Annotated in this window: 18 protein-coding genes; 9 read left to right on the top strand and 9 right to left on the bottom strand. The window is 65.4% G+C overall.

All coding sequences use genetic code 11. The annotated features are described in order from the left end of the window. Positions 1 to 38 precede the first annotated feature (38 nt). From tal to VM621_RS15640, 3 genes are all read right to left on the bottom strand, one after another. Entirely contained in the window at positions 39 to 992 is a 954-nt protein-coding gene (tal, locus tag VM621_RS15650; RefSeq protein WP_325469896.1) for a transaldolase, read from the bottom strand. Positions 993 to 1089: 97 nt separating this feature from the next. After that, positions 1090 to 3264: a primosomal protein N' gene (locus VM621_RS15645; protein ID WP_325469895.1), complete on the bottom strand. Its 2175-nt coding sequence runs from the start codon at positions 3262 to 3264 to the stop codon at positions 1090 to 1092. A 371-nt stretch (positions 3265 to 3635) separates the two neighbouring features. Continuing rightward, entirely contained in the window at positions 3636 to 4808 is a 1173-nt protein-coding gene (locus VM621_RS15640; protein ID WP_325469894.1) for a DUF3667 domain-containing protein, read from the bottom strand. A 43-nt stretch (positions 4809 to 4851) separates the two neighbouring features. Between VM621_RS15640 and VM621_RS15635 the strand changes: the two genes are divergently transcribed. Together VM621_RS15635 and sppA are read left to right on the top strand one after the other, a co-directional pair. Then, positions 4852 to 6282, top strand: coding sequence for an MATE family efflux transporter (locus VM621_RS15635; RefSeq protein ID WP_414674552.1), 1431 nt, complete (start codon positions 4852 to 4854; stop codon positions 6280 to 6282). Positions 6283 to 6335: 53 nt separating this feature from the next. Then, positions 6336 to 8255 (top strand): signal peptide peptidase SppA, encoded by a 1920-nt coding sequence (sppA, locus tag VM621_RS15630; protein WP_325469893.1) that lies wholly within the window; start codon positions 6336 to 6338, stop codon positions 8253 to 8255. Positions 8256 to 8550: 295 nt separating this feature from the next. Here the strand turns inward: sppA and VM621_RS15625 are convergent, their stop codons facing one another. Both VM621_RS15625 and VM621_RS15620 read right to left on the bottom strand, forming a co-directional pair. Beyond that, on the bottom strand, positions 8551 to 8769 hold the full coding sequence (locus VM621_RS15625; protein ID WP_325469892.1) for a hypothetical protein: 219 nt from the start codon (positions 8767 to 8769) through the stop codon (positions 8551 to 8553). Between the two features lie 45 nt (positions 8770 to 8814). After that, a complete protein-coding gene (locus VM621_RS15620) occupies positions 8815 to 9615 on the bottom strand; it encodes an ABC transporter ATP-binding protein (RefSeq protein WP_325469891.1) in 801 nt (266 codons plus the stop codon). A gap of 91 nt (positions 9616 to 9706) precedes the next feature. On the opposite strand from VM621_RS15620, the gene VM621_RS15615 reads away from it, so the two are divergent. Continuing rightward, a complete protein-coding gene (locus VM621_RS15615; protein ID WP_325469890.1) occupies positions 9707 to 10489 on the top strand; it encodes an SDR family oxidoreductase in 783 nt (260 codons plus the stop codon). Between the two features lie 12 nt (positions 10490 to 10501). Here the strand turns inward: VM621_RS15615 and VM621_RS15610 are convergent, their stop codons facing one another. Next, a complete protein-coding gene (locus VM621_RS15610; protein ID WP_325469889.1) occupies positions 10502 to 11143 on the bottom strand; it encodes a DUF4124 domain-containing protein in 642 nt (213 codons plus the stop codon). A 2-nt stretch (positions 11144 to 11145) separates the two neighbouring features. After that, positions 11146 to 12090 carry a DegV family protein gene (locus tag VM621_RS15605; protein ID WP_325469888.1) on the bottom strand — a complete coding sequence of 315 codons (945 nt, stop codon included), beginning with the start codon at positions 12088 to 12090 and terminating at the stop codon, positions 11146 to 11148. Between the two features lie 201 nt (positions 12091 to 12291). Here VM621_RS15605 and VM621_RS15600 point away from each other — a divergent pair, with 201 nt between their 5' ends. Then, positions 12292 to 13080, top strand: coding sequence for an AMP nucleosidase (locus VM621_RS15600; protein ID WP_325469887.1), 789 nt, complete (start codon positions 12292 to 12294; stop codon positions 13078 to 13080). A 40-nt stretch (positions 13081 to 13120) separates the two neighbouring features. Continuing rightward, a complete protein-coding gene (locus VM621_RS15595; protein ID WP_325469886.1) occupies positions 13121 to 13576 on the top strand; it encodes a DMT family transporter in 456 nt (151 codons plus the stop codon). A 170-nt stretch (positions 13577 to 13746) separates the two neighbouring features. Here VM621_RS15595 and VM621_RS15590 read toward each other — a convergent pair whose 3' ends face one another. Then, a complete protein-coding gene (locus tag VM621_RS15590; RefSeq protein WP_325469885.1) occupies positions 13747 to 16806 on the bottom strand; it encodes a TonB-dependent receptor in 3060 nt (1019 codons plus the stop codon). A gap of 445 nt (positions 16807 to 17251) precedes the next feature. Between VM621_RS15590 and VM621_RS15585 the strand changes: the two genes are divergently transcribed. After that, positions 17252 to 18910 carry a Na+/H+ antiporter gene (locus tag VM621_RS15585; RefSeq protein WP_325469884.1) on the top strand — a complete coding sequence of 553 codons (1659 nt, stop codon included), beginning with the start codon at positions 17252 to 17254 and terminating at the stop codon, positions 18908 to 18910. Between the two features lie 154 nt (positions 18911 to 19064). Here VM621_RS15585 and VM621_RS15580 read toward each other — a convergent pair whose 3' ends face one another. Beyond that, a complete protein-coding gene (locus VM621_RS15580; RefSeq protein WP_325469883.1) occupies positions 19065 to 19850 on the bottom strand; it encodes a TatD family hydrolase in 786 nt (261 codons plus the stop codon). Positions 19851 to 20372: 522 nt separating this feature from the next. Here VM621_RS15580 and VM621_RS15575 point away from each other — a divergent pair. The 3 genes from VM621_RS15575 to VM621_RS15565 all read left to right on the top strand — a co-directional run. Next, complete coding sequence (locus VM621_RS15575; protein ID WP_325469882.1) at positions 20373 to 20828, top strand: post-PEP-CTERM-1 domain-containing protein; 456 nt, start codon at positions 20373 to 20375, stop codon at positions 20826 to 20828. Beyond that, a complete protein-coding gene (locus tag VM621_RS15570) occupies positions 20825 to 22804 on the top strand; it encodes a PA domain-containing protein (protein WP_325469881.1) in 1980 nt (659 codons plus the stop codon). The genes VM621_RS15575 and VM621_RS15570 overlap by 4 nt, the downstream gene beginning before the upstream one ends. A 222-nt stretch (positions 22805 to 23026) precedes the next feature. Further along, positions 23027 to 24697: YadA family autotransporter adhesin (locus tag VM621_RS15565; protein ID WP_325469880.1), on the top strand; the 1671-nt coding region annotated here is incomplete at its 3' end.

Raw genomic sequence — 24697 nt, 5'->3', positions numbered from 1 at the left:
GGCCGCGAGGCCCCTTTTTGCATGGCATGTAGCGGAACTTACAGCTTCGCGCCGAGCAGTTCTTCCAGCTTGCGCTGGTCGACCGCGAACTTGCGGATACCTTCGCCGAGCTTGTCGGTGGCCATCGCGTTTTCGTTGTGGCCCCAGCGGAACTTGGCTTCGTCGAGCTTGGCCGGCTTGGCTTCCTTCGCCCCGGTGTCCTTCAGGGCGACCGGCAGGTCGCTGGTGTTCTCGTCCAGTTCCTTCAGTAGTTCCGGCGCGATCGTCAGGCGGTCGCAGCCGGCGAGGGCCTGGATCTGGCCGATGTTGCGGAAGCTGGCGCCCATGACGACCGTTTCGAAGCCGTGCAACTTGTACCAGTCGTAGATGCGACGCACAGACTGCACGCCCGGGTCTTCAGCCGGTGCGTAGGTCTTCTTGTCGGTGTTGGCGACATACCAGTCGAAGATGCGGCCGACGAACGGCGAGATGAGAAACACGCCGGCTTCGGCGCAGGCTACGGCCTGTTCGAAGCTGAAGAGCAGGGTGAGGTTGCAGTTGATGCCTTCCTTTTGCAGCTTCTCCGCGGCGCGGATGCCTTCCCACGTGGAGGCGAGCTTGATCAGGATGCGCTCTTTCTTGATGCCCAGTTCGTCGTAGAAGCCGATCAGGCGCTTGGCCTTGTCGATCGAGGCGTTCGTGTCGAACGACAGGCGCGCATCCACTTCGGTGGAGACCTTGCCCGGGACGATCTTGAGGATTTCGCGACCGACCAGCACGGCGAGACGGTCGCTGGCGTCGACCAGCTGCTGTTCGCGGCTGTTGCTTTGACCCTTGGCCCACTGCACGGCCTCGTCGATATAGCCCGAGTAGGTCGGGATACCGGCCGCCTTGAGCAGCAGCGACGGATTGGTGGTCGCGTCTTCCGGCTTGTACTTGGCGATGGCCGAGATGTCGCCGGTATCGGCTACGACGGTGGTGATCTTGCGCAGTTGTTCGAGCTGAGTGGTCACGTTGGGGTTTCCGTTACCTGGGAGACCCCTATTGTCGCGCCGATTGCCCCCGGCGTGTAGGCATCCATAGGTTTCGGTTCAGCAACCCCGCGTCGTCTCAGTAAAGATCGATCGGGTCGACGTCGAGCGACCAACGCACCTTGCGCGCCTCGGGCAGGGCGACGAGCGCGTGTTGCCACGGCCGCAGGAACGCGTGGAGGCGGGCGCGCGAGCCGGCCTCCACCAGTAGCTGCCCTCGGTGGCGACCGGCGCGCAGGGGCATCGGCGCGGGCATGGGCCCGGCGATGCGCAGGTCTCCCGGTGGCCCGATGGCGACGTGGGCCTGGGCCAGGAAGGCATCCACTTCGGCTCGGCCGAGCGCGTCGGCACGAAGCAGCACCTGATGGGCGAACGGCGGCAGTTCCAGCAGTCGGCGTTCCTCGAGCAGCCCGGTGGCCACGGCAGCGTAGCCGCCACGCAGTAGCGAATGCAGCATCGGGTGGTCGGGATGGTGGGTTTGCAGCAGGACGTTGCCGGGCTTGCTGGCGCGCCCCGCGCGGCCAGCCACCTGGACGACGAGTTGGGCAAGGCGCTCGCCGGCGCGGAAGTCCACGCTGTGCAGACCTTCGTCCACGCCGACGATGGCCACCAGCGTGAGATTGGGCAGGTCATGCCCCTTGGCGAGCATCTGCGTGCCGACCAGGATCGCCGGCTTGTCCTCGCGCAGGCCATCGAGGATTTCGCCGAAGGCATCGCGGCGACGGGTGGTTTCACGATCGATGCGTACCACGGGCACGTCGGGGAAGCGTGCCGTCAGCGCCTCCTCCAGACGCTCGGTCCCTTGGCCCTGCGGGCTGATGTTGGCCGACGCGCAGGACGGGCAGGCGGTGGGCACCGCCATACTGTTGTCGCAGTGGTGGCAGATGAGTCGCCGGCGACCGGCATGCAGGGTCATCGGCCGGTCGCAGCGGGGGCAATCGGCATGCCAGCCGCAGTCGTAGCACAGCAGCACCGGCGCATAGCCACGACGGTTGCGAAAGACCAGCGCCTGTTCGCCGCGTTCGACGCAGGCCGCCACGGCATTCATGAGCGTGGGCGACATACCGTGGTCGAGGCGCTGGGCGCGCATGTCGACGATCTGCACGCGGGTGGATTGGGTGGCGCCGGGTCGACCGCGTAGCACCAGCCGCTGGTAGCGTCCCGCCTCCACGTTGCCCAAGGTCTCCAGCGATGGCGTCGCCGAACCAAGCACCACCGGTACGCCGTGCGCGCGGGCGCGGACGAGGGCCAGGTCACGCGCGTGGTAACGGAAGCCTTCCTGCTGCTTGTACGAGGCGTCGTGCTCTTCGTCGACGATGATCAGCCCGGCGTGCGGCAGCGGCGTGAACACCGCCGAGCGCGTGCCGAGAACGACCTTGGCGGTGCCGTTCCGCGCCCGCAGCCACGCACGCGCCCGGTCGCCTTCGGCGAGGTTGGAATGGAGCACCTCGATCGTTACGCCCAGGCGCTCGCGCAGGCGGCGAACCGTCTGCGGCGCCAGTCCGATCTCGGGCACCAGGAGCAGGGTCTGCTTGCCATCGGCCAGCGCGCGTTCGATCAGTGCCAGGTAGACCTCGGTCTTGCCACTGCCGGTGACGCCGTCGAGCACGTAGGGCTGGAAACGACCGAAGCCTTCGCCCATCGCCGCGACGGCCGCCGCCTGTTCCTCGCTCAAGGCGGGGCCGGGCGCCGGGCTGGCGGGCAGCGAGGTCTCTTCCAGCGCCATCTTCTCGACCAGCCCCGCCTCGACCAGACGGCGTGCGGCGGCCCGCCATTCGGGCAGGGCGAACGCGAGGTCGTCGGCAGCGCGGGGGCCGTCGACGAGCGCTTCGAGCAAGGCGGCGGAGCCACCCTTGCGGCTGCGGGCATCGCGGGCACTGCGTCCTTGCCGGGTCAGCGCCCACACCTCGCGGCCCGTCGCCGGCAGGGGCTTCGGCTCACGCAGGGCCAGGGGCAGGGCGTTGGCGAACGCCTCGCCCGGTGCTCCGGCCCAATAGTCCGCCGCCCAGGCCAGGGTGGCCATGAGTTCCGCATCGAGCAGGGGGGATTCGTCGAGGACCTCGCTCACCCGCTTCAGGCGCTTGACCCCGACCGCCGCCTCGGCGGCCGGATCGATCACCACGCCGACCATCTCGCCACGCCCGAAGGGTACGCGCACGCGCGATCCTGCCTGCGCAATCCCTGTCTCGGGAGGCAGGTAATCGAACAGGGTCAGGAGGGGCACCGGTAAGGCGACACGGAAGACGGCGGTCATGCGACCCCTAGTTTAACGGGCTATGCCGATTTCGCTGGTCAATGATTGACCAGTGCACCATAGGCTTGGACTGATATGAGATCCCTCAAAAGAGGAATCCGAGGTAAGTGCCCGCCCCAAAGGGGGTTTCCGTGTTATCCACAAGACCTGTGGATAAGTCTGTGGATGAGCTCCGGATGGGGGGCATCCAAGGCGCATGGTTGGGCCCTTGGGGTTAGCTTGGGTAGATTTTAACCAAGCTGAAATATTTCAAGATTTCAATCACTTAAAAATGCGACGCTGGCTCCGTTCATCTGGCGTCTATAAAACCTTGACAAAAGCGAAGGGGTCTTCCGGCCTGTGTACAACCGCTTGTCGGCTAGGAAAAAATCTTAGTGGCTCATGCCGATCAGGAAGGCGATCACGATGGCGAACAGAAGCAGCCAGAAATAGACGCTGCCTATCAGCCAGTACTTCAGGATAGTCATGGGCCATCCCTGACGGTAGACGCGCTTCTGCATCACCAGCAGGTAGACCGGCAGCCAGACCCACATGGCGAACTGGACGAGCCCGATGGCGGATCCCGCCAGGGGGACATGAGGGGCAATAGCGTCGCGGGCAAAGCTCAGGAGCATCAGGCCGAGCAAGGAGATGAAGATGAACGCGTGGCTGTGCAGGCTGACGATGAGGTGTTCCATGTACAGCCGCCGGCGAAACACATAAAAGAGCTTCAGCACCAGGGCGAACACCGGGATCATGAAGAACATGGTCTGCGGCAGCACGGAGAAGAAGCCGTCGAGGATGCTGCGCATGGCCTCCGCCTTCCCGGGCCCGCCATTGAGAACGGGGATGAGGTGGGCGCGGAAATGCTCGAAAGCCACGTTGAGCCGGCGGTTTACCACACCGGGTAGCCAGCCGATATCGATGTTCGGATGGGCACCGAACCAGCGGTCGACGTGCTCCTGGCCACGGCTCAATGCCTCTTTCGGCGCGGTTTCGCCCACCTCGGTCTGGATCGGCGGCGCCTGGAGCTGGACCAGGCGGGCGTTGGCGGCCTCGCGGATCACGCCGGCGGCGGCGCCCAGGCCCGCCTTGGCCGCGCCCGGGAGTGACGGGTCGTCGCGCGCCGACCGCACCTCGCGAATCTGGTCGTCGTAGAGCGTATGCACCTCGTCGGCGGTCTTCGCGCTGGCGAAGGCGTCGACCGAATCGCGGGGTGCCGTGCCCTCGGCCCCGCCGAACTTCACGTCGCCGATGGCCAGGTGCATGAAGAAGAAAGCGAGCAGGCAGAACACGAACATCAACCGGAAGGGCGCGATGTAGCGCACGCGTCGCCCGGAGAAATATTCCAGGGTGAGGAAACCCGGCTTCGTATAGAGCGGCGGCAGCGTATGCACGATGCGCTCGTCGAGGTGGAAGAACAGATCTCCCGCGTCCTCGAGCATGTGCGACATCGGCTGGATCACGCTTTTCACGGACTGCCCGCAGTCGTGACAGAAGGCGCCCTGGAGCTCCGCGGTGCAGTTCGCGCACAGCAGAACGGGCGACGGCTTCAGTTCGTTCATCCTTACAACCCCGTGTTTTCCCCTTGCGAATTCGGATGATGGCATGGGTATGGCTACAATGGGCGGCCCATCCCTGCGTGCTTTCCCCATGTCCTTCGACCGTGCCCGCGCGCGTCGTGAGATCGGCGCCACCGTCCGGCTGGCCCTCCCGATGATCTTCGCGCAGCTTTCCGCCATGGCGCCCAACGTCGTCGACGCGGTGCTCGCCGGGCACCAGGGCGCGCACACGCAGGCCGCGGTGGTCACCGGGGTGAACATCTGGGTGTTGGCGCTGGTTTTCGGGCTCGGCACGATGATGTCCGTGCCGCCGACCGTGGCGCAGCTCGACGGCGCCGGTCGGCGCGGCGAAGTGGGTGCGATCTTCCATCAGGCGCTCTACATCGCCTGGGTTCTCGGTGCCTTCATGACCTTCGCCGTCTGGCACGCCTCGCCGCTGATGGCCTTGTTCGGCGTGGTCGAGTCCATGCGTGCGGACGTCACGGCCTTCCTTCATGCGATCTGCTTCGCAGCGCCGGCGCTCACCACCTATTTCGCCTTGCGCGGGCTTTCCGAAGGCCTGTCCATGCCGCGCCCGTCGATGTACTTCAGCTTCGGCGGACTGCTCATCCTGGCGCCGCTGGGCTACGTGCTGATGTACGGCAAGCTGGGCTTTCCGGTGATGGGCGCGCGCGGCAGCGGCATCGCCACGGCGATCGTGCTGTGGCTGGAGACCATCGGATTCGCCATCTACGTCTTCAACCATCGCAACTATCGCGATCTCAACCTGCGCCGGCGCATGGCGAAGCCGGATATCGGGAAAATCGGTCAGCTGCTCAATATCGGCTTGCCGATGGCCGTCACCCTGCTCATGGAGGCGGGCATGTTCGTCGCCGTGGCGCTGATGATCGGCCGTCTCGGCGAGACGGTCACCGCCAGCCATCACGTCGCGCTCAACGTCGCCTCCGTGGCCTTCATGATTCCGCTGGGTCTGTCGATGGCGATCACGGTGCGGGTCGGCAACGCCGCGGGTCGTCGGGACATCACCGGCGTGCGCTACGCCGGCATGTCGGGTATCGCCCTGGTCCTGGTCACCCAGTTCGTTTCCTCCGGGACCATGCTGCTCCTGTCTGGCCCCATCGCCAGTCTCTATACGAACGACCCCGCGGTCATCGCGATGGCCTCGCAGTTGCTGATCCTGGCCGGGTTCTTCCAGTTCTCCGACGGCATCCAGGTGGCCTCCAACGGCGCCTTGCGCGGCCTGAAAGACACGCGGGTGCCCATGGGCATCACCATGTTCGCCTACTGGGGCGTGGGCGTGCCGGTCGGTTGGTGGCTGGCCTTTCCCCGCGGTATGGGCGCGCGTGGCATGTGGATGGGCCTGATCGCCGGCCTGAGCATGGCGGCGATCCTCCTTTTCCTGCGCTTCTGGCGCAGCAGCGCCACCGGCCGCTGGCCGGAAGATACCGGATCGGCGCCCCTGCCAATCCACACGTGATGCCGCCGCGCCGACGCGCTACGCTCGACACAACCTTCGAGGAACCCGCTTAGATGCCGGACCGTCACGACGTCACGCCGCCGCCCCTGCCACGCCGCCCACTACCTGTTCCGCCACCCCGTCGTGGAGGCGGTTTCGGCCGCGTCCTGCGGGGCCTGGGCAGGGGGATCAACATCACCCGGCTGGTGATCATCAACGTGATCTTCTTCGGGATCCTCGGCATCTTCCTGATTGCGCTGCTCGTCGGAGGTCATGCCAACGCTGTCGACGACAAGACGGTGCTGGTGCTGGCACCCGAGGGCGCCCTGGTCGAGCAGTACAGCGCCGACGCGCTCTCGCGTACCCTCGCGCGAATGTCCGGCGACGGCGTGAAGCAGGTCCAGGTGCGTGACCTTGTGCGTGCGATCGACGCCGCCACGAAAGACAGCCGCATCAGCCAGATCGTGCTGCGCACCGACAAGCTGCAGGCGGGAGGCTTTGCCGCCTTGCGCGAAGTCGGCACCGCGCTCGATCGCTTCCGCGCATCCGGCAAGCCGGTACTCGCCTGGGGCGTGAGCCTGGACCAGGGCCAGTACTACCTCGCCGCCCACGCCGACAAGGTCTACGTCGATCCGCAGGGCGGCGTGATGGCGACGGGCCTTGCCAACTACCGCCTGTTCTACAAGGACCTCCTCGACAAACTCGGCGTCGAAGTGCATTTGTTCCGCGTCGGCCAGTTCAAGAGCGCGGCCGAGCCGTTCATTCTCGATCACGCCTCGCCCGAGTCGAAGGAAGCCGACGCCTATTGGCTAGGCGGATTGTGGACGACCTGGATCGACGAAGTGGCGAAGATGCGCGGCATTGCGCCGGCCACGCTGCGCGCAGACGTGGACGGCCTCGCCGAACGCGTACGCGACGCCAAAGGCAGTCTCGCCGACCTCGCCGTCGAGGAGAAGCTCGTCGACGGCGTCGCCACCGAGCAGCAGTTCGTACATATGCTGCGCGAGAGAGGCGTGCCCGCGGGCAAGAAGGAACAGGGCTTCCGCCAGATTGGATTGGATGGCTACCTCGCCGACCGCGGGTTCGCCACCACCGACATGTTGCAGACCGGCAAGGGTGTCGCCGTCGTCGTGGCGGAGGGTGAGATCACTGGCGGCAAGCAGGCGCAGGGCAGCATCGGTGGCGATACCACGGCGGCGTTGATTCGTACCGTGCGAACCGACCCGCGCACCCGCGCGCTGGTGCTGCGGGTGAATTCGCCCGGCGGCGAGGTCTACGCGGCCGAACAGATCCGCCGTGAAGTCGAGCTGACGCGAGAGGCCGGTATCCCGGTCGTCGTCTCGATGGGCGATGTCGCCGCGAGCGGTGGCTACTGGATATCGATGAACGCCAATCGCATCTACGCGGAGCCGAACACCATCACCGGCTCGATCGGCATCTTCGGCATGTTCTATACCGTGCCCGATACCCTGGCGAAGATCGGTGTGAAGAGCGACGGCGTCGGCACGAGCCCGCTTGCCGGTGCGTTCGACATCACGCGCCCGCTCGACCCGAAGGTAGGTATCCTCATCCAGAGCATCATCGACAAGGGCTACCGCGATTTCGTCGGCAATGTCGCCAAGGCGCGTGGCAAGGACTTCGCGGCGATCGACGCGATCGCGCAGGGCCGCGTGTGGACCGGGCAGCAAGCCCTGGATCGCGGTCTCGTCGACAGGATCGGCAGCCTCGACGATGCCATTCACGACGCGGCGCAGCAGGCCGGTCTCGGCAAGGACTTCAACGTGCGTTACGCCGAGAAGCCGATGGGAGCCTTCGAGCGCTTCCTGACCAATATCGGCGACAGCACCGAAACGCATGTGGCGCTGTCATGGGGCTTGCGATTGCCGGGCTGGGTCGCCGAACTGCCGCGTCTTGCACCGGAGTTCGCTCTGTTCCGCAGCGCGGAAGCCGGCAAGCCGCACGTTTACGCTTATTGCTTCTGCTCGCCGCGCTGAGCGATCGCCGATGAATCGGCTCCCACACGAGACCTGCGCAGGCCTCGTGTGGCGATCGCTCTCAGTGGGAAACGCTGTTGTTCTTGTCGGTGCCAGCCACGGTTACCGCCGTTCTGCGGGAGCCACTGTTGCTGCCGTTCTTCGATAACCACGGTTATTGCCGTTCTTCGGTAGCCACGGTTATTACCGCTCTGTGGGAGCCGCTGTTACTGTCGTTCTTCTGTAGACACGGTTATTGCCGTTCTGTGGGAGCCGCTTCAGCGGCGATGGGGCTCGCTAAAGCCCCCCGCTCCACTCACTGCGTCTGCGCATCCACCGCCTCGCGCTGACTCTTCGCCTGATCGTCGACGGTCTTCTGCACGTCCTGGGCCTTTTTCTTCTGCGCCTCCATGGAATCCCAAGGCGTCGACACCCTGGCCTGTGGAGCCGGCGGTTGCTGCGGCGTGGGCGCTGCCGGCTTCGAGCAGGCGGCGCAGGCGAGGACGAGTGCGACTGGCAGGGCGGTGCGGATCATGACGGTTCCTCGGCGGGTCGTGCCGAGTCTCGCGCGGGCCGTACGTCAGCGCAATCGCGCGCCGTAGAAACCGTTATCCCGTTCCACTTCCATGGGCCAGCCGAACAGCTCGGAGAGACGGTCGTCGGCGAGTAATCGCTGTTTCGGGCCATGGTCGAAGAGACGGCCATCGCGAAGCATCACCACATGGCCGATCTCCGGCACGATTTCCTCGACGTGATGCGTGACCAGCACCAGCGTCGTCCCTTCGCGTGCCAGTTCGCCGAGCAGGCCGAGGAAGCGTCGGCGTGTACCGGGATCGAGCCCCGCGCAGGGCTCGTCGAGTAGCAGCGCTCGGGGGCGATGCACCAGCGCGCGTGCAATCAGGACTCGCCTCGCTTCGCCGGTCGACAACGTCGAGACGTCCCGTCCTGCCAGGTGCCCGGCGCCCACACGCTGCAGGGCCTCCATGGCGCGCCGTCGCCTATCCTCATCGACCACGTGGTCGAGGCCGAGCGTCAGCGACGCGAAGAACCCGGAAAGCACCGCATTCATCGCGGGCTCGTTGCTGCCTTCGAACTCGCGGCGCAGATCGGACGAGACGACGCCAAGCAGGGAGCGCAACTCGGCGACAGGCCAGCGATCGCGCCCGAAAATACGCACCACGGGCGAGCCGTCCGCATGGACGAGGGGATACAGCCGCCGTTCGATCAGCTTGACCAGGGTGGACTTTCCCGAACCATTCGGGCCAAGGATGGCCGTGTGCTGGCCCGGGGCGATCGCCAGGGACAAGGCGTCGAGCAGGGTGCGGCCCTCGCGCAGCACGGTCGCGCGGTCGATCGAAAGCAGGGCGTCGTGGTCGGTCATCATGCCATCGTGTCCCAAGCGCGCGCCGGCCTCAAGCCTTCGTGGGAGCGCGGGCAGGCTGTACCATTTCAGTCACCGACGGAGACCTCACATGCATCCACGACTCAGCAGCTGGCGCCTCGACGGGCGAACCGCCCTCGTTACCGGGGCGAGCAAGGGCATCGGCTATGCCTGCGCCCGCGAGCTGGCCGTCCTCGGTGCGGATGTCCTGCTCGTCGCAAGGGATGAGCTCCAGTTGGAGGAGGTGCGCGACGAGCTCGCCGAGGAATGTCCGGATGTCGAGATCCTGGCCATGGCCGCCGACCTCGCCGACGAGGAAGATCGCCTCGCCGTGTTCGACTGGGTCGCCGACCTCGAGGTGAATCTGTCGATCCTGGTGAACAACGTCGGTGGCAACACGCCGCGTGCCACGCTCGATTACGAGCCGGATGAATACCGACAGCTCTTCGAGCTGAATGTCTTCTCGGCTTATGAGATGTGTCGCTCCGCGTATCCCCATCTTGTCCAGCACGCCAACGCGGCGATCGTGAACATCGGTTCGGTGTCCGGTATCACGCACGTGCGCACCGGATCGCCGTATGGCATGACCAAGGCCGCCTTGCACCAGCTCACGCGCAATCTCGCCGTGGAATGGGCGGAAGACGGCATCCGTGTCAATGCCGTCGCGCCCTGGTACATCCGCACGCAACGCAGTGAGCCGGCGCTGGCCAACGCGGAATACCTGGAAGAAGTGCTCGACCGCACACCGATGGGACGCATCGGCGAGCCCGAGGAAGTGGCGGGAGCCGTCGCCTTCCTGTGCCTGCCGGCCTCGAGCTATGTCACCGGTGAAATCGTCGCCGTGGACGGCGGGTTTCTCCGTTACGGCTTTTGAACGGTCGGCGTTTCAACGGCAGGATTGCAGTTGGTCGCGCAGTTGCGCGTCTTTGGCGTCCAGTGGCGCACGATCGCTCTTGAAGGCACGGCGGATTTGTCGTTGCGTGGCGTCCGCCTCGCTGCGCAGCGCCTGGCACGTCTCGGCCGCACTCAGCTCGCGGCACGGGTCCTGCACCCAGACCAGGTTTCTCGTCGCGATCGCGCCGAGGTTACCCTTGCCTCGATTGAGTTCGGGGGCCGAAGCGACGGCGGAATTGGGGTTGCCGTAAGTGTCCGATAGCGAGCCACTGGCCACGCCGAGCACGCCCAGCGGGGCGAGATAGGGCTGCGGATGGCCGTCGGCACTGGTGTAAGGCGTGCCGTCGGTCGCACGGATGCAGCCGAACATGCGCGGCGGTGGCGGCATGGACAGGGAAGGTGGCGTGTCCGTCGCCGGCTCGTCGCGCCGAGGTGGCTGGGGCATCGGCGCGACCTCGCCGTTCGCCGGCGCCGAGTCCTGGAGGCGCAGCGTTTCCTGCCGTTGGCCGCTCGGACATGGCGTCTGCTGGTAGATCGTCTGGCCGGCCGTTACGCACTTGTAGACGGTTTCCGCACGGCCCCCTCCCGTGACCGCCAGGGACAGGGCGGCGAGTGCGAACACCGCGAGGCGCATCCTCAGAAGTCCGCGACGTGATCTTCGGACGCGAAACCAAGAGTCATCGCGCCCTCGCCGACGTTGACCATGCCGGTGATGCTCATCGGGCTTTCGAGGATCTCCACGCCGGCATCGCCGCAGACGCGGGTGAGGGCGTGATAACCGGTCAACGCACGCATTTCCTCGAGATCGCCGCCGTAGCTGAGCGAGAGCGACGGCACGAGCAGCCCGGCCTGGACGCGCTTGGCCGCATACTCGAACAATACCTGGGCTCCATGGTCGAAGCCGCGCACCTTGCCGACCGGGCCGGTCTCGCCGCGGTGGGCGCGCAGGATCGGCTTGATGTCCAGCGCTGTCCCCAGCATCGAACTCATGAAACTGACGCTGCGGTCGCCCTTGCTGCGTGCGCGAGAGCGCAGGTAGTTGAGGTCGCGCGGCAGCATGTAGCCGTAGGAGCAGTCGGCGATATGCGCCACGCGTTCGCGCACCTCGGCGGGCGACTTGCCGGCCTGGATCATGCGCACGGCTTCGGCGATCACCGGGCCGGCACCGGCGAAGATGTTCCGCGTGTCGACCACCCGCATGAGGAAGGGGCCCGTGATCCCGGCCGCTTCGCGGATGGGGCGGTAGTTCTTCAGGATGGCGAAGCTGGCCTTGATCACGTTGTCGTGGATCGGGCTTCGGGTGGCCATGATGGTCAGGCAGACGATGCAGTCGTAGTCCTTGACCAGGCGGTCGAGGAACAGGTTCTGCACGTCTTCGACCGAACTGGGCTCGGTTTCGCCGGAGTGGCTCTTGCTGCCGAGCTTCTGGTCGCGGAAGCGCTGGATCTCGACCGGGTCACGGTCGTCCTTGAACTTCTGTCCGTCGACCTTGACGATGATCGGCATCACGGCAATGCCGTTGCGCTCCAGGAAATCCTGCGGCACGTCGCAGGCCGCATCGATCGCTACACCGATTCGCATCGGGTACTACCCCCGTCGAAGGCCCAAGGCCCAGCGGCACAGGAAACGCCCGCTGCGTTCCGCCTCGCCCCGCTTGGGCCGGATGCTACACTTGCGCGAATGAATTTGGCACTCCGCCGGCGTGGCGTCGCCGGTAACCGCGCCGTCGGTCCGTGAAGGCAGGCTTCCGCCTCCGCCGGTGCCTGCGCAACCGGATTCCCCATGAAAACCAAGAACGAGATCGTCTCCAACTGGCTGCCCCGCTACACGGGCACCCCCCTGGAGGCCTTCGGCCAGCACATCCTGCTGACCAACTTCGGCCATTACGTCGAGCGCTTCGCGCTCGACCATGGCGTGGAGGTGCGTGGCCGCGACCGGCCCATGCCCAACGCCACGGCCGATGGCATCACCCTGATCAACTTCGGCATGGGCAGCCCCAATGCCGCGACCGTCATGGATCTGCTCAGCGTCATCGCGCCGGAGGCCGTCCTTTTCCTCGGCAAGTGCGGTGGCCTGAAGCGGAAGAACGCCATCGGCGACCTGATCCTGCCGATCGCCGCGATCCGTGGCGAGGGCACCTCGAACGACTACCTGCTTCCCGAGGTGCCGGCCCTTCCGGCATTCCAGCTCCAGCGCGCGGTGTCGACGATGATTCGCGACCTCGGCCATGACTATTGGACGGGTACCGTCTATACGACCAACCGCCGGGTCTGGGAGCACGACGAAGCCTTCAAGGACTACCTGCGTCGTACGCGCAGCATGGCCATCGACATGGAGACCGCGACGATCTTCGCCGCCGGCTTCGCCAACCACATCCCCTGCGGTGCCCTGTTGCTGGTCTCCGACCAGCCGATGATTCCCGAAGGCGTGAAGACCGAAAGCAGCGATGCCGTCGTGACCGCGAACTATGTCGATCGCCATATCAAGGTGGGCATCGAGGCGTTGAAGCTGGTCCGTCGTCACGGGCGCAGCGTGAAACACCTGCGCTTCGAAGACGACTCTGAATCGTAGGCTGTACTGTGGGACGGGCACATCGACCGCGCTGGGTGTTGTGCTGGTGTTGCTCGCAGCCATCAGCTGGAGCATTTGCAATCTGATCGTGAAGCGGCACAAACCACAGGACATGATGGCCTTCGTCGCGTGGTCGAGCGTCTTCTCGGCGCCCGTGCTGTTTGTGCTGACGTACGTGAACGAAGGCGCGGCACCCTTCATCGCGCTATCGCATGGTGTGTCCTGGGCGGCGGCGGGCTCGGTGCTGTTCCAGGCATACGTCACGACCGTGTTCGGCTACATGGTCTGGAACAACCTGATGAAGAAGTACCCGGCAGCGAGCGTCGCGCCGCTGTCGCTGATCGTGCCGGTGTCGGGCATCGTGACGTCGTATCTGGCTTTCGACGAGCATTTCGCGACCGGTGTCTGGACCGGCGCGGCAGTGATGCTCGCCGGCGTGGCGATTTTTGTCTGCGCCCCCTATCTCGGAACACAACGGCGCACCGCAATCCCGTAGGAGTCGATTCATCGCCGAATGGGTTCTTGCGACAAGCTTGCCCGCTGCCGCGGGATCGCCGCTGAAGCGGCTCCTACATCAAAGCAAAAAAAAGGCCGCTCCTTCTGGAGCGGCCAATATCCGGGGAAATGCTTGCTGTTGTTGTTATGCGTCAGAGCTAAGCGCTTTCGTTACAGCGTGAAGTCGTAGCGGGCTCCCAGGCGGACGGTGCGCGGATCCTGGAACGAACGTGCGCGCAGATACTGCGGATTGGGCAGGCCGGACGCCGTCTCACCCGTTTCGTAGTACTGAGTCACGCGCTGCTTGCCCAAAGCATTGAACACGTCGGCCGACAGCGTGAGCTTGTGGTCGGCGAAAGCCGGCTTCCAGGCGGCGCTGAGGTCAAGACTGTACGTCCACGGTGTGCGGCCACGCGAACCACGCGGGGAGGGTTGGCCGTTGCAGTAGAAATAGTTGTTCTTGTAGCCGTACGGGTCACCACCGTAGGAATCCGGACGGACACCCAGGCAGCTGACGGGGTAGCCCGAAGCAATGCGCGTGACCGTCGAGAACGCCCATTCGTCCGACGGCGCATACGTACCGTAGATGCGCAACTGGTGCTTCTGGTCGTTCGGCAGGTTGCCGTTGGTGTTGTCCATGATGGCCGGGAAGTCCCAGCTCTCGGTGGTCGACACGTCAGCCTGCACGATGTTCGAGTCGAGCTGGCCTTCGGAATTGCCGTAGCTGCGCGAGTAGGTGTAGTCGATCTTCGCGTACCACTTGTCGCTGAACTGGTGTTCGGCGTACAGGTCGAGCATGTAATAAGCGCGTTTGGCCTTCGGCTCGCCTATGTCTTTCGCGGTGAGCGGAATGCTGATGTACTGGCCGTCGGCCGGCGACACGGTGAACGTGTTGGCACGACCCGGGTTGTACAGCCAGCAACCGGTGCTGCGGCCGATGCCTGCGGCCACTTCGTCGCTCAGGCCATGCTCGTCGCCCCAGGTTTGCAGCGGTGCCGAGTCGCAGGTATCGTCGATCAGGCTACGCAAGCGACGGTACATCGCCTTCGCACCGACGACCCAGTTGTTGTCGAGCTGCTTATCGAAGCCGAGGATGTACTCATCCTGATAGTAGGAGTGCAAGCCCTGGGCCGAAACGGTCTTCGCATCCGGCGGAACGCCATTGGCGCCGTTGTTGTAGAAGGTTGCCGAGGCGGGACCCGACACCAGGCCGGTAGGCACGCCCGTGACCGGGTCGATGCCGGTGAAGCCGAAGTACTGCGACGGATAGGTCGACGGGCCGGCGCCACGGACGGCCACCGAGGTGGGGAGACCGAGGTGGTAGCGACCTGCGTTGGCGTAGATCTTCAGCGAGCTGTCGCCATAGACGTCCCACGATGCGCCCAGGCGCGGATCGAGCTGATGGCGGGCGTTGGCATAGGCTTCGCCGCTACCGTTGTAGTTGGTGAACTGTTCGTTACGCAGGCCGATGTAACCATGCCAGCGGTCCGTGATCTGCCAGTTGTCTTCGATGAACTGCGAACGCTGGTTGGTGCGGGCCGACGTGCCCGTGCCCAGGGCGGTGGATTCGACGAAGTAGCCGTTCGGGAAGTCAGCCGGGTTGTAAAGGGCCGGATCGAGGCCGAGGTTCTTCAGGCGGTCAGTGATTGCCTTGCCGTTGCCCACGTCACTGTAGATGTAGCCGGTACCGCCGACAGGCTGTGAGCCCCAGGTGGCGCGCAGGACATAATTATCGACACCGGCGCGCAGGTCATGGTCACCCAGGCGATATTCGATGTTGGCGCTCCAACCCTTGCTGCTGTCCTTCGACCCGGGCAGCAGGAAGGACGTCGCGCCCACCGTGCAACCTGTCTGCGGATTGGCAGCGAACTCGACGCGGCTATCGGTGATGGACGGGCAGCTCTGGCCGGTCGCCGACGTGATGTTCTGCGCGTGGTCGGAATGCGCACGGCCGTACATCGCGTTGACCGTCAGGTCGTCGGTGATGTAGCCCGTGTAATGGCCGATATAGGTCTGGCCACCCGGCGTCGCGTTGGTCTGTGTGCCGTTGTAGTTCTTCGTATAGACGTGGCCCAGATAAGCACCGGGACCGGTAACGTAGTTGTACGCACCGATGGACTGGTCGGTCGTCTCGGTGTCGCCGATGCCGGTGAATTCGAGGATGTTGTTGTCGGTGATGTTCCAGTCGATCTTGGTCAGCCAGCGCTTGGTCTTGTCGACGTCGTGTTCGTTGTCGCTCACGCTGCTGGGGCCGGTGTAGTCGCCGGTGTTCTTGATCCAGTCCGCCGCGGCGAAGATGAACAGCTTGTCCTTGATCAGTGCGCCGCCGACGGAGCCGGAGTACTGCAGGTTCTCGTTGTTGCGCAGGGTGTAAGGATTGCCGTGCTGGAACTTGGTGCCGTTGCGCAGATCGATGTCGCGCGGCTGCTGGTTCAGGCTGTCCGGCGACCAGAACACCTGGATATCGCCCTTCCACTCGTTGGTGCCGCGCTTGGAAACGACGTTGATCACGCCGCCGGTGGAACGACCGTACTCGGCGCCGTAGCCACCGATCAGCACCTGCTCCTGGTCGATCGCGTCGTACGGCAGCTGGCGCGAGCTCACGCCGGTCAGCGGGTTCGTGGCCTGGAAGCCGTTGATGTAATAAGCGTTCTCGGACGCCGAGGAACCACCGAAGGACAACGCGTTGCCGTAGCCACGCACTGCCGGCGTGGTACCCGGGGCGAGCAGGGCGATCGAGCTGATCGAGGTGCGGGCGATGGGCAGCTTGGACAGTTGGTCGGCGGTCAGCACCGTGCGCGAGTCGACCGAGCTGACGTCGATGCTGGGCAGGGTGTTGGCGGTGACCTGGACGCTGCCGAGGTTGGTCGCATCGCTGGCGCCGGCGGCGGCAGCGGCGAAGGAAACGTCGGTACCCTGGCTGATCTGGGTCTGGACGCCCTTGTGCGAATCGACGGCCGTACCGTTGTGCATCAGCGTGACGGTGTAGGTGCCGATGGGCAGCGAGTTGGCGCGGTAACGGCCGCCGGAGTCGACGGTGATGTCGCGGCGAAGACCGTTGTCCGTGTTCTCGATATGGACAACGTCACCGGGCGTGGCGGAGCCGAAAATGGCACCCGTGGCGTTGCTCTGCGCCAGCGCCGAACCGGCACCACCGATGGATACGGCGAAGGCGACGGCAAGCGCGAGCTTGCGGCGCGCCGGCGCGGCTGAACGGATTGCGTACTGCATGGAACGTCCCTCCTGAAATAACGCGTGACGAATAAACGGGGTGAGGCCATCCGCATCCGCGCGGCACGCGGACGTTCCGCCGGAAAGGCCGGCGGGCGGAGAACCAACTGGAAAATTTCGCTCGGCCGAACGCCTCTTACCGGGCGGGCGGCGTCACGTCGTCAATCGAAAGGGGTGCGCGCGATGGCGTGGTGGTGCATGTCTTTGCTCCCCAAAAAGTCGTGCAAGACGTCGTCCATGGCGAAAGTCGCACCCGCTCATCATGTCCCCTGAGGCGAGCTGACGACAGCGCCGAAACGGCGCGTGAAAACAACGTAAAGTACTGGTGCACCAACGAACAATAGGAATAAGTCCTAAGCAAGTAATTCCGAGGCGATTCGCAATTTAGTGCGGTGCAAGTGCCGGGCGTCTTGCCTGCTTTGGGTGCCCCGTTTAACGTCGGTAGATGGCTCTAGTCATCACGATCCTCGTCCTCCTCCTCGTCGTTGCGCTGTCCGGCGCCATCGTTCGTATCCTTCCCGTTCGCCTTCCCCTGCCGCTTCTGCAGATTGGGTTAGGTGCGCTCCTGGCCCGCCCGTTCGGGATGGATGTGGAGTTCGACCACGAACTTTTCTTCCTGCTGTTCATTCCTCCGCTGCTCTTCGCCGACGGCTGGCGGATCCCCAAGCGCGAGTTGTTCCTCCTGCGCGGTCCCATCCTCGCCCTGGCGGTGGGGCTGGTCTTCTTCACGATCCTGGGTGTCGGCTACTTCGTCCACTGGATGATTCCGACGGTGCCCCTGGCGGTGGCGTTCGCTCTGGCCGCCGTGCTCTCGCCAACCGACGCCGTCGCGGTGACGTCGATCACCGGGGAGACGCCGATTCCCTCGCGGCTGATGCACATACTGTCGGGCGAGGCATTGTTCAACGATGCATCAGGCCTGGTCGCCCTGCAGTTTGCCGTGGCGGCCGAGATTACCGGCAGGTTCTCGTTGGGCAACGCTTCCATGGACTTCCTGGTGATGGCTCTCGGCGGCGTCTTCGCAGGCGCACTGGTGAGCTATACGTTCGGCATCTTCCGTCGACGCCTGGTGCGTTGGAGTGGCGAGGTGGATCCGGCCAGCCAGGTCGCACTGCTCCTGCTGCTCCCCTTCGCGGCTTACCTGCTTGCCGAGCACTTCGGCGTCTCGGGCATCCTGGCTGCCGTGGCCGCGGGCATGACCATGAACTACACCGATGTCCTCAAGGGCGGCTACGTGGCCACCCGTATGCAGAACGGTGCGGTCTGGTCGATGGTGGAGTTCACCTTCAACGGCCTGATCTTCCTCCTGCTCGGCCTTCAGCTTCCCGGCATCGTCGACGGCGCGAAAGGCGATCTCGCGCAGGCGGGCGGTGGCGAACTCTGGTACCTGGTCGCCTATGTCCTCGCGATTACCGTGGTGCTGGTGGTCCTGCGCTTCATCTGGGTATGGGTGTCGCTCCGCTTCGTCCTGATGCGGGCCCTGCATCGCGGCGAGAAGCGGCCCAAGGTGGGCACGCGCATGGTGTGGACCTCGGCGCTCGCCGGTGTGCGTGGCGCCATCACCATGGCTGGCGTGCTTTCGCTACCGCTGATGAAGAGCGAGGGTGTTCCGTTTCCCGTGCGCCACCTGATGATCCTGCTCGCCAGCGGGGTGATTCTCTGCACCCTTGTCATCGGTGCGATCGGCTTGCCGCTTGCCGTGAAGGGCCTGAAGATTCCTGGCGAGGATCCCCGCGTACGCGAGGAACGCAAGGCTCGCGGGCTTTCCGCCGAGGCTGCATTGCGCGGTATCGCCGACGAACAGCAGCGTGTGGACGAGAGTGGCGATGTCAACGCCATCGCCCTGGCGTCGCGCGTTGCGTCGCGAGTCATGGCCGACTACCAGCAACGTCTTGAAGCCGCAGGCGACGAAGGCGATGTTCCGGAGAAGGCGCGCGCCGAGGCGGGCACGGAGCGCGTCATGCGTCTGGCCGCGCTACGTGCCGAAAGGAGGGAGCTGTACAACCTTCGGCGAAGTCACGACATCAACGACGATACGTTGCGTACGCTGTTGCGCGAGATCGATCTGGCCGAGGCGTCGCTGACGGGTCTGCATTCGGGCTGAGAGCATCGCCGCTGAAGCGGCTCCCACAACACGGGCGCGGCTCCCACAACGCAGGGGCGGCTCCCACACGGGTCATGTGTGCGTCGCTCGGTGGCGGCCGATTCGTCGGCGATGCTCTCTGTGGGAGCCGCTTCAGCGGCGAAGGGTGCTCGCCTCAAAGACCGAAGAAGGCCTCCGTCGTACGCACGCTGGACGCCGTCAGCGCGTCCTTCGTCTCGCCACGATCGCGCGCGACCTCGTCACGAATGTGCGCAAGGTACATCGGCTCGTTGCGACGGTCCTTGGGCATCGGCCGGATCGTTCGCGGCAACAGGTACGGCGCATCCGTCTCGAGCATGAGCCGGTCGGCGGGAATGATCTTCACCATCTCGCGCAGGTGGGCGCCGCGGCGCTCGTCGCATATCCAGCCAGTGATGCCGATGTGACAGTCGAGGTCGAGGTAGTCACGCAAGGCCTCTTCGGTATCCGTGAAGCAATGCACCACGGCCGCGGGTACACGGTCGCGATAGCGTTTGAGGATGGCCAGGAAATCGTGGTGCGCGTCGCGCTGGTGCAGGAACACCGGTTTCCCCACCTCGGCCGCCATCTCCAGTTGCCGTTCGAAGGCGGCGCGCTGCACGTCGCGCGGTGAATAGTTTCGGTTGTAGTCGAGCCCGGTTTCGCCGATCGCGCGCACCTCCGGTTCCCTGGCGAGCTGCCTGAGCACGGCATCGGTCGCATCGTCGTAGTCCACGGCGTGGTGAGGGTGCACGCCCGCGGTGGAAAAGAGACGACCGCCACTGGCCCGCGCGAGGGCGAACGCGTGCTCGCTTCCGTCGCGCGAAGCCCCCGTGACGATCATCCGACCCACGCCGTGCGCAGTGGCGCGAGCCAGCACGTCGTCAATATCTTGACGAAAAGTTTCGTGGGTAAGGTTGGCTCCGATATCGATCAAGTCCATGATTTCTTTCGCTTTCAGACAAGGGTTTGAACGTGATGGTCAAGCGTTATCGACACGCAAGACTATGAATTGAAACATGTAAGGCTGGCCAAAACGAACGTCGACGGGGTTTTCGGCGAAGGTCGTGCCGGCCTCAAGAAAGTTCTCGTCAAAATATTGACGTTCGTATTTTCCTGCTGTTAGGTTCCAAAGACGGACGTCAAGAAGACGACACCGAGGAGCACGCAGATGGATCTCGAAACCGATAGCAGGGGACGCCCCAGATGGCGTCGCGAGGACGGCGGCCGGCAAGCGGTCGCCCACCAGCAGTACCACGGGCAAGGGGACATGCAGATGGTAAACCGCACCGCCGCCGGGACGCTCGTCGACCCGCCGAATCCGGGTTGTACCGCGCCATAAGTCGTCTTCGGATTTTGCGTTGAGGGGAACGTCGAATCCTTTAGGTGTTTGAGCCGGCGAGGGGGCCTTCGTCGGCTGGCGTGCAGGGAGGGGTCCCGGCGCCGCACTAGGGAGGTATGCGTAATGAATTCACGAACACTGGCACAGGCCATCGGCCTCGTGCTGACGGGCGTCTTCACCGTCGCGGGAGCGGTTCACGCCGCGGAAACCCCGCAAACCAACGCGCCGGCGGCTGCGCCGCAGACCGTCATGGTCCAGGGCGTGCAGGTCGCCATCGATCCCGCCACGGGCCGTTTGCGCGAGCCGACCGCCGAGCAACGCGCCGCCCTGTCGAAGGCTTTCCAGATCCGCTCGACGAAGGCGTCCCTGCTTAGCGGGCAACCGCGCACGGCGACCGAAGCGAGGTCGACCTTCCGCACCGTCAACCTTGCCAACGGCGTACGGGCCAAAGCCGTACGTGTACCGCAGGAGCTCATGAGCAGCGTCGTCGCCGAACGTGCGCCGGACGGCACGATCAGCGTGCATCACGACGACCACGGCGTGCAGGCCGCACCGATCGCACCGGAGGTGACACGATGATCCGCCGCGGCCTTCTCTTCACCGCGCTTGTCGCCGCCGGCCTGTTCGGCACCGTCAGCGTCAACGCCGCCGAGATCAAGATCGTCAACCAGGATGTCGGCACCGGCAAGGGTCTCGACGATCCGACGCCTGCGGTACCGGTCGGTGGCAATCCCGGCACGACTTACGGCAAGCAGGCACTCAACGTCTACCTGTTCGCCGCCGACATCTGGGGCGCGGTGCTCCAGAGTGACGTGACCATTTCCAACGGCGCGACCTTCGAACCGCTCGAATGCGATGCCACCTCCGGTGTACTCGGCTCGTCCGGCACCAACTTCATCTTCTACTTCGACGATACCAGCACGTTGCCGCCCGGCGCCGTGCGTAACACCTGGTATCACTCCGCACTGTTCGATGCGCTGACTCACGAAGACGGCGCGCCGGGCGAGGACGACATCCAGAGCCAGTTCAACGGTGCGCTGGGTACGCCCGGATGCCTAGAAGGATCGAAGTGGTACTTCGGTCTCGACGGCAAGACGCCTGCCGGATCGATCAACTTCCTCAATGTCGTGTTGCACGAAATGGCCCATGGCCTCGGCTTCTCGGGTTTCAACAACCTGACGACCGGCTCGGGATATGTCGGTGACGACGGCGTGGCGCGTCCGGATATCTACTCCACCTTCGTGTTCAACGATACGCAGATGAAGAAGTGGTACGACCTGACGCTTCCGCAGCGTGTCACCGCCGCGCTGGACGACGGCAAGCTGGTCTTCACCGGTGCGACGGTCAAGGCGGAAGCACCGCTCGCGCTCGGCGTGCCGAGCGTGTTCCGGGTGACTGCTCCGGCGGCTGCCGCCGGTGACTACTCGTACTCGCAGGCAGCCTTCGGTCCCGCCGCGACCGCCGCCAATTTCAGTGGCAGCGCCGTACAGGCGGCGCCGGCGGATGGTTGCGCGGCGATCACCAATGGCTCGGCCCTCGCCGGGAAGATCGCGATCATCGATCGCGGCACCTGCGACTTCACCGTCAAATCGCTCAATGCGCAGGCGGCGGGCGCGAAGGCGGTCTTGATCGCCAACAACCAGGCCGGCGCCATCACGCCGGGAGGCACGCCTGCTTCCCCGGTCACGATTCCCGTGATCGCGATCAGCCAGGTGGATGGCAACAAGCTCAAAGCCAACCTCGCCGGCCTCACCGGAGCCGTGGGCCAGGGCACCGGCCTTGCCGGCGCGGATGCGCAGGGCAACGTCCAGCTGTACGCGCCGACCGTGCTCGCCCAGGGCTCGTCGTTCTCGCACTACGACACCCGCCTGACGCCGAACGCGATCATGGAATACGCGATCAGCCAGGATCTCGTCGGCCAGATCGACGTCGACCTCACGCCCGCGTTGTTCCAGGACATCGGCTGGGGCCTCAACCGCAGCACGCAGAAGCTGCTCACCTGCGATACCGGCATTCCGACGCTCGTCCCGGGTGGCGTGATCGTCGGTGCCAACGTGCTCGCCAACGTGAAGATCATCGCTGGCGCCGCAGCCAGCGTGGGCGACTACCGCAGTGGCATCCATGCCTATGCGACGCAGCTCGCCAGCGATGGCCTGGTCACCGCCGGACAGGCATCGAGCCTCAACGCGTGCCTGTCCGACGCGGAGACGCAGAAGCAGTACGACGCCTTCGGTCCGCCGGCGGCTCCGCCGGCGATCGTGCTGGCCAACAACACCGCGCTGAACAACCAGAAGGGTGCGGCCGGTGCCACCACGGCGTACCAGCTCACGGTACCGGCCAACGCGAAGACGCTCACCCTGCGCACCTACGGTGGCTCGGGTGACGTGTCGATCTCGGTGGCCGACCCCAAGGGCGTGGTGAAGGCACAGCCGAATCGTCCGGGTAACAGTGAGCCGTTTACGGCCACCAAGCCCGCGGCCGGCGTGTGGACGCTGACCGTGAAGGGCGAGAAGGCGTACTCCGGCGTGAGTGTGCTCGGTGCATACACGCTCTGACGCATGACCCGAAAGAGGCCCCGGTTCGCCGGGGCCTCGACCTTCGTGGGGCCCGCTTTGCGGGCAGGGGAACAGACACGACGTCTGGACGGCTGGGCGGCTTCGCGCCACCGGTCTTCGGGACACCTCGTCCGCCGCGGTCGCGACGGACTGGCGATGGGCCGCGCGTCGCGCGCCCGCGCATTGATCGCTAACAAGCGGGCATCTGGGAGGAAGGTTCACGTGAATACCATCTACAGCAAGGTCTGGAACACATCGCTCGGCATCCTGGTCGTCGCGTCGGAGCTGGCGAGAGCCAACGGCAAGGGCGGTGCCTCCCGACGTCTGCGCGCCGCGATGGCGGCGCTGCCACTGGCTGCCGGCGCGATGCTGGCGCTGGCAAGCACGCCCGCGCAGGCAGGCAACGTGTGCGGCGGCTATCTGTTCGGCATCCAGGGCAAGGCACCGGTCGCCAGGGGCGACGATGCCTTCGCCTGCGGCACCTCGAGCAAGGCGGCCGGCGACTACAGCACGGCCGTCGGCACGGCAGCGAACAGCAGCGGCAACTACAGCGTCGCACTGGGACAGAATGCCCAGTCGTCAGGCGCCTGGTCGACGGCGCTGGGCCAGAATGCCCGCGCGACCGGCACGAACAGCGTCGCCGTCGGCGAATCGTCGTTCGCCAGTGGCTCGGCCAGTTCCGCATTCGGGACGGACGCGAGCGCCACGGCGAAGAACGCGGTCGCCCTCGGCGACGGATCGGTCGCCAATCGCGCCAACACGGTATCGGTAGGCAAGGTTAACGAAGAGCGCCAGTTGGTCAACGTCGCCGATGGCACGCAGTCGACCGATGCGGTCAACAAACGGCAGCTGGACAAGGTCTCGTCCTCGGTCGGTAGCGTATCGACACGGGTCGATCAGCTCGCCGAAGACACCCGTGACGCCGCGCACTACTTCAAGGCCAACGGCAACGGTGACGGCAGCGACGATGCGCTGGCTACCGGCGACGGCGCCACGGCATCCGGATCCGGTGCTTTCGCAGGCGCTCAGGGCGCCAGTGCTTCCGGCAGCGGCGCGGTAGCGACGGGTCGGCAATCCACGGCGACCGGTTACGGCAGTGTGGCCACGGGCCAGAACAGCGCCGCGTATGGCGCCGGTGCGCAGGCGAACGGTCCGGGTGCCGTCGCCGTCGGTGGTGTGGCCGTCGATGCCGCTGGCAATCCGTTGATCACCAACGGCGGCGTGCCGGTCGATACGGGCGCGACCAGCGCGGGCGTCGGTGGCACGGCGATCGGTGCAAGCGCGCAGGCGAGTGGTTTTGCCTCGTCGTCGTTAGGTGTCGGAGCGTACGCAAGCGGCGCGCAGTCGACCGCCGTAGGTGCGGTGGCGAATGCGCTCGGCGATTACGCCACGGCCAGCGGTTCGCAGGCCACGGCGGCGGGCGATCAGTCCGTCGCCAGCGGCTTTGGCTCGACAGCTTACAGCGCGGGGTCCACGGCGGTCGGTGCCGGCGCCAGCGCATCGGGCGAAGGCAGCGTGGCGATCGGCAACTTCGCCGAAACGGGCTTTGGCCTGTTCGGTCTGGAGAGTGCGAATGCCGTCGCGGTCGGCACGAACAGTTGGGCCTTGGGCAATAACGCCACCGCCCTCGGTGCGAATGCCTGGGCGCTGGGTGAAAACGCCGTGGCCCTGGGCGCCGACTCGCAAGCCGATCGCGACAACACGGTGTCAGTCGGTACCGCCGGGCATGAACGCCAGATCGCGAACGTGGCTGCCGGCACGGAAGCGACCGATGCGGTCAACAAGGGCCAGCTCGACTCATCGGTAGGTGGCGCCACCCGCTACTTCAAGGCGAATGGTCTCAACGACGGCAGTGACGATGCGCTAGCGAGCGGCCAGTTCGCCACGGCCTCC

Origin of the sequence: Luteibacter sp. (assembly GCF_035539195.1) — a bacterium.
Classification (GTDB): Bacteria; Pseudomonadota; Gammaproteobacteria; order Xanthomonadales; family Rhodanobacteraceae; genus Luteibacter.
The sequence above is the reverse complement of the archived record's forward strand: the minus strand, read 5'-3'. Positions and strand labels throughout refer to the sequence as shown.

Coding starts and splice junctions, on each gene's coding strand:
- VM621_RS15645 (WP_325469895.1), bottom strand. CDS start 3,264: ATGACCGCCGTCTTCCGTGTCGCCTTACCGGTGCCCCTCCTGACCCTG.
- VM621_RS15640 (WP_325469894.1), bottom strand. CDS start 4,808: ATGAACGAACTGAAGCCGTCGCCCGTTCTGCTGTGCGCGAACTGCACC.
- VM621_RS15635 (WP_414674552.1), top strand. CDS start 4,852: ATGGGTATGGCTACAATGGGCGGCCCATCCCTGCGTGCTTTCCCCATG.
- sppA (WP_325469893.1), top strand. CDS start 6,336: ATGCCGGACCGTCACGACGTCACGCCGCCGCCCCTGCCACGCCGCCCA.
- VM621_RS15625 (WP_325469892.1), bottom strand. CDS start 8,769: ATGATCCGCACCGCCCTGCCAGTCGCACTCGTCCTCGCCTGCGCCGCC.
- VM621_RS15620 (WP_325469891.1), bottom strand. CDS start 9,615: ATGACCGACCACGACGCCCTGCTTTCGATCGACCGCGCGACCGTGCTG.
- VM621_RS15615 (WP_325469890.1), top strand. CDS start 9,707: ATGCATCCACGACTCAGCAGCTGGCGCCTCGACGGGCGAACCGCCCTC.
- VM621_RS15610 (WP_325469889.1), bottom strand. CDS start 11,143: ATGCGCCTCGCGGTGTTCGCACTCGCCGCCCTGTCCCTGGCGGTCACG.
- VM621_RS15605 (WP_325469888.1), bottom strand. CDS start 12,090: ATGCGAATCGGTGTAGCGATCGATGCGGCCTGCGACGTGCCGCAGGAT.
- VM621_RS15600 (WP_325469887.1), top strand. CDS start 12,292: ATGAAAACCAAGAACGAGATCGTCTCCAACTGGCTGCCCCGCTACACG.
- VM621_RS15590 (WP_325469885.1), bottom strand. CDS start 16,806: ATGCAGTACGCAATCCGTTCAGCCGCGCCGGCGCGCCGCAAGCTCGCG.
- VM621_RS15585 (WP_325469884.1), top strand. CDS start 17,252: ATGGCTCTAGTCATCACGATCCTCGTCCTCCTCCTCGTCGTTGCGCTG.
- VM621_RS15580 (WP_325469883.1), bottom strand. CDS start 19,850: ATGGACTTGATCGATATCGGAGCCAACCTTACCCACGAAACTTTTCGT.
- VM621_RS15575 (WP_325469882.1), top strand. CDS start 20,373: ATGAATTCACGAACACTGGCACAGGCCATCGGCCTCGTGCTGACGGGC.
- VM621_RS15570 (WP_325469881.1), top strand. CDS start 20,825: ATGATCCGCCGCGGCCTTCTCTTCACCGCGCTTGTCGCCGCCGGCCTG.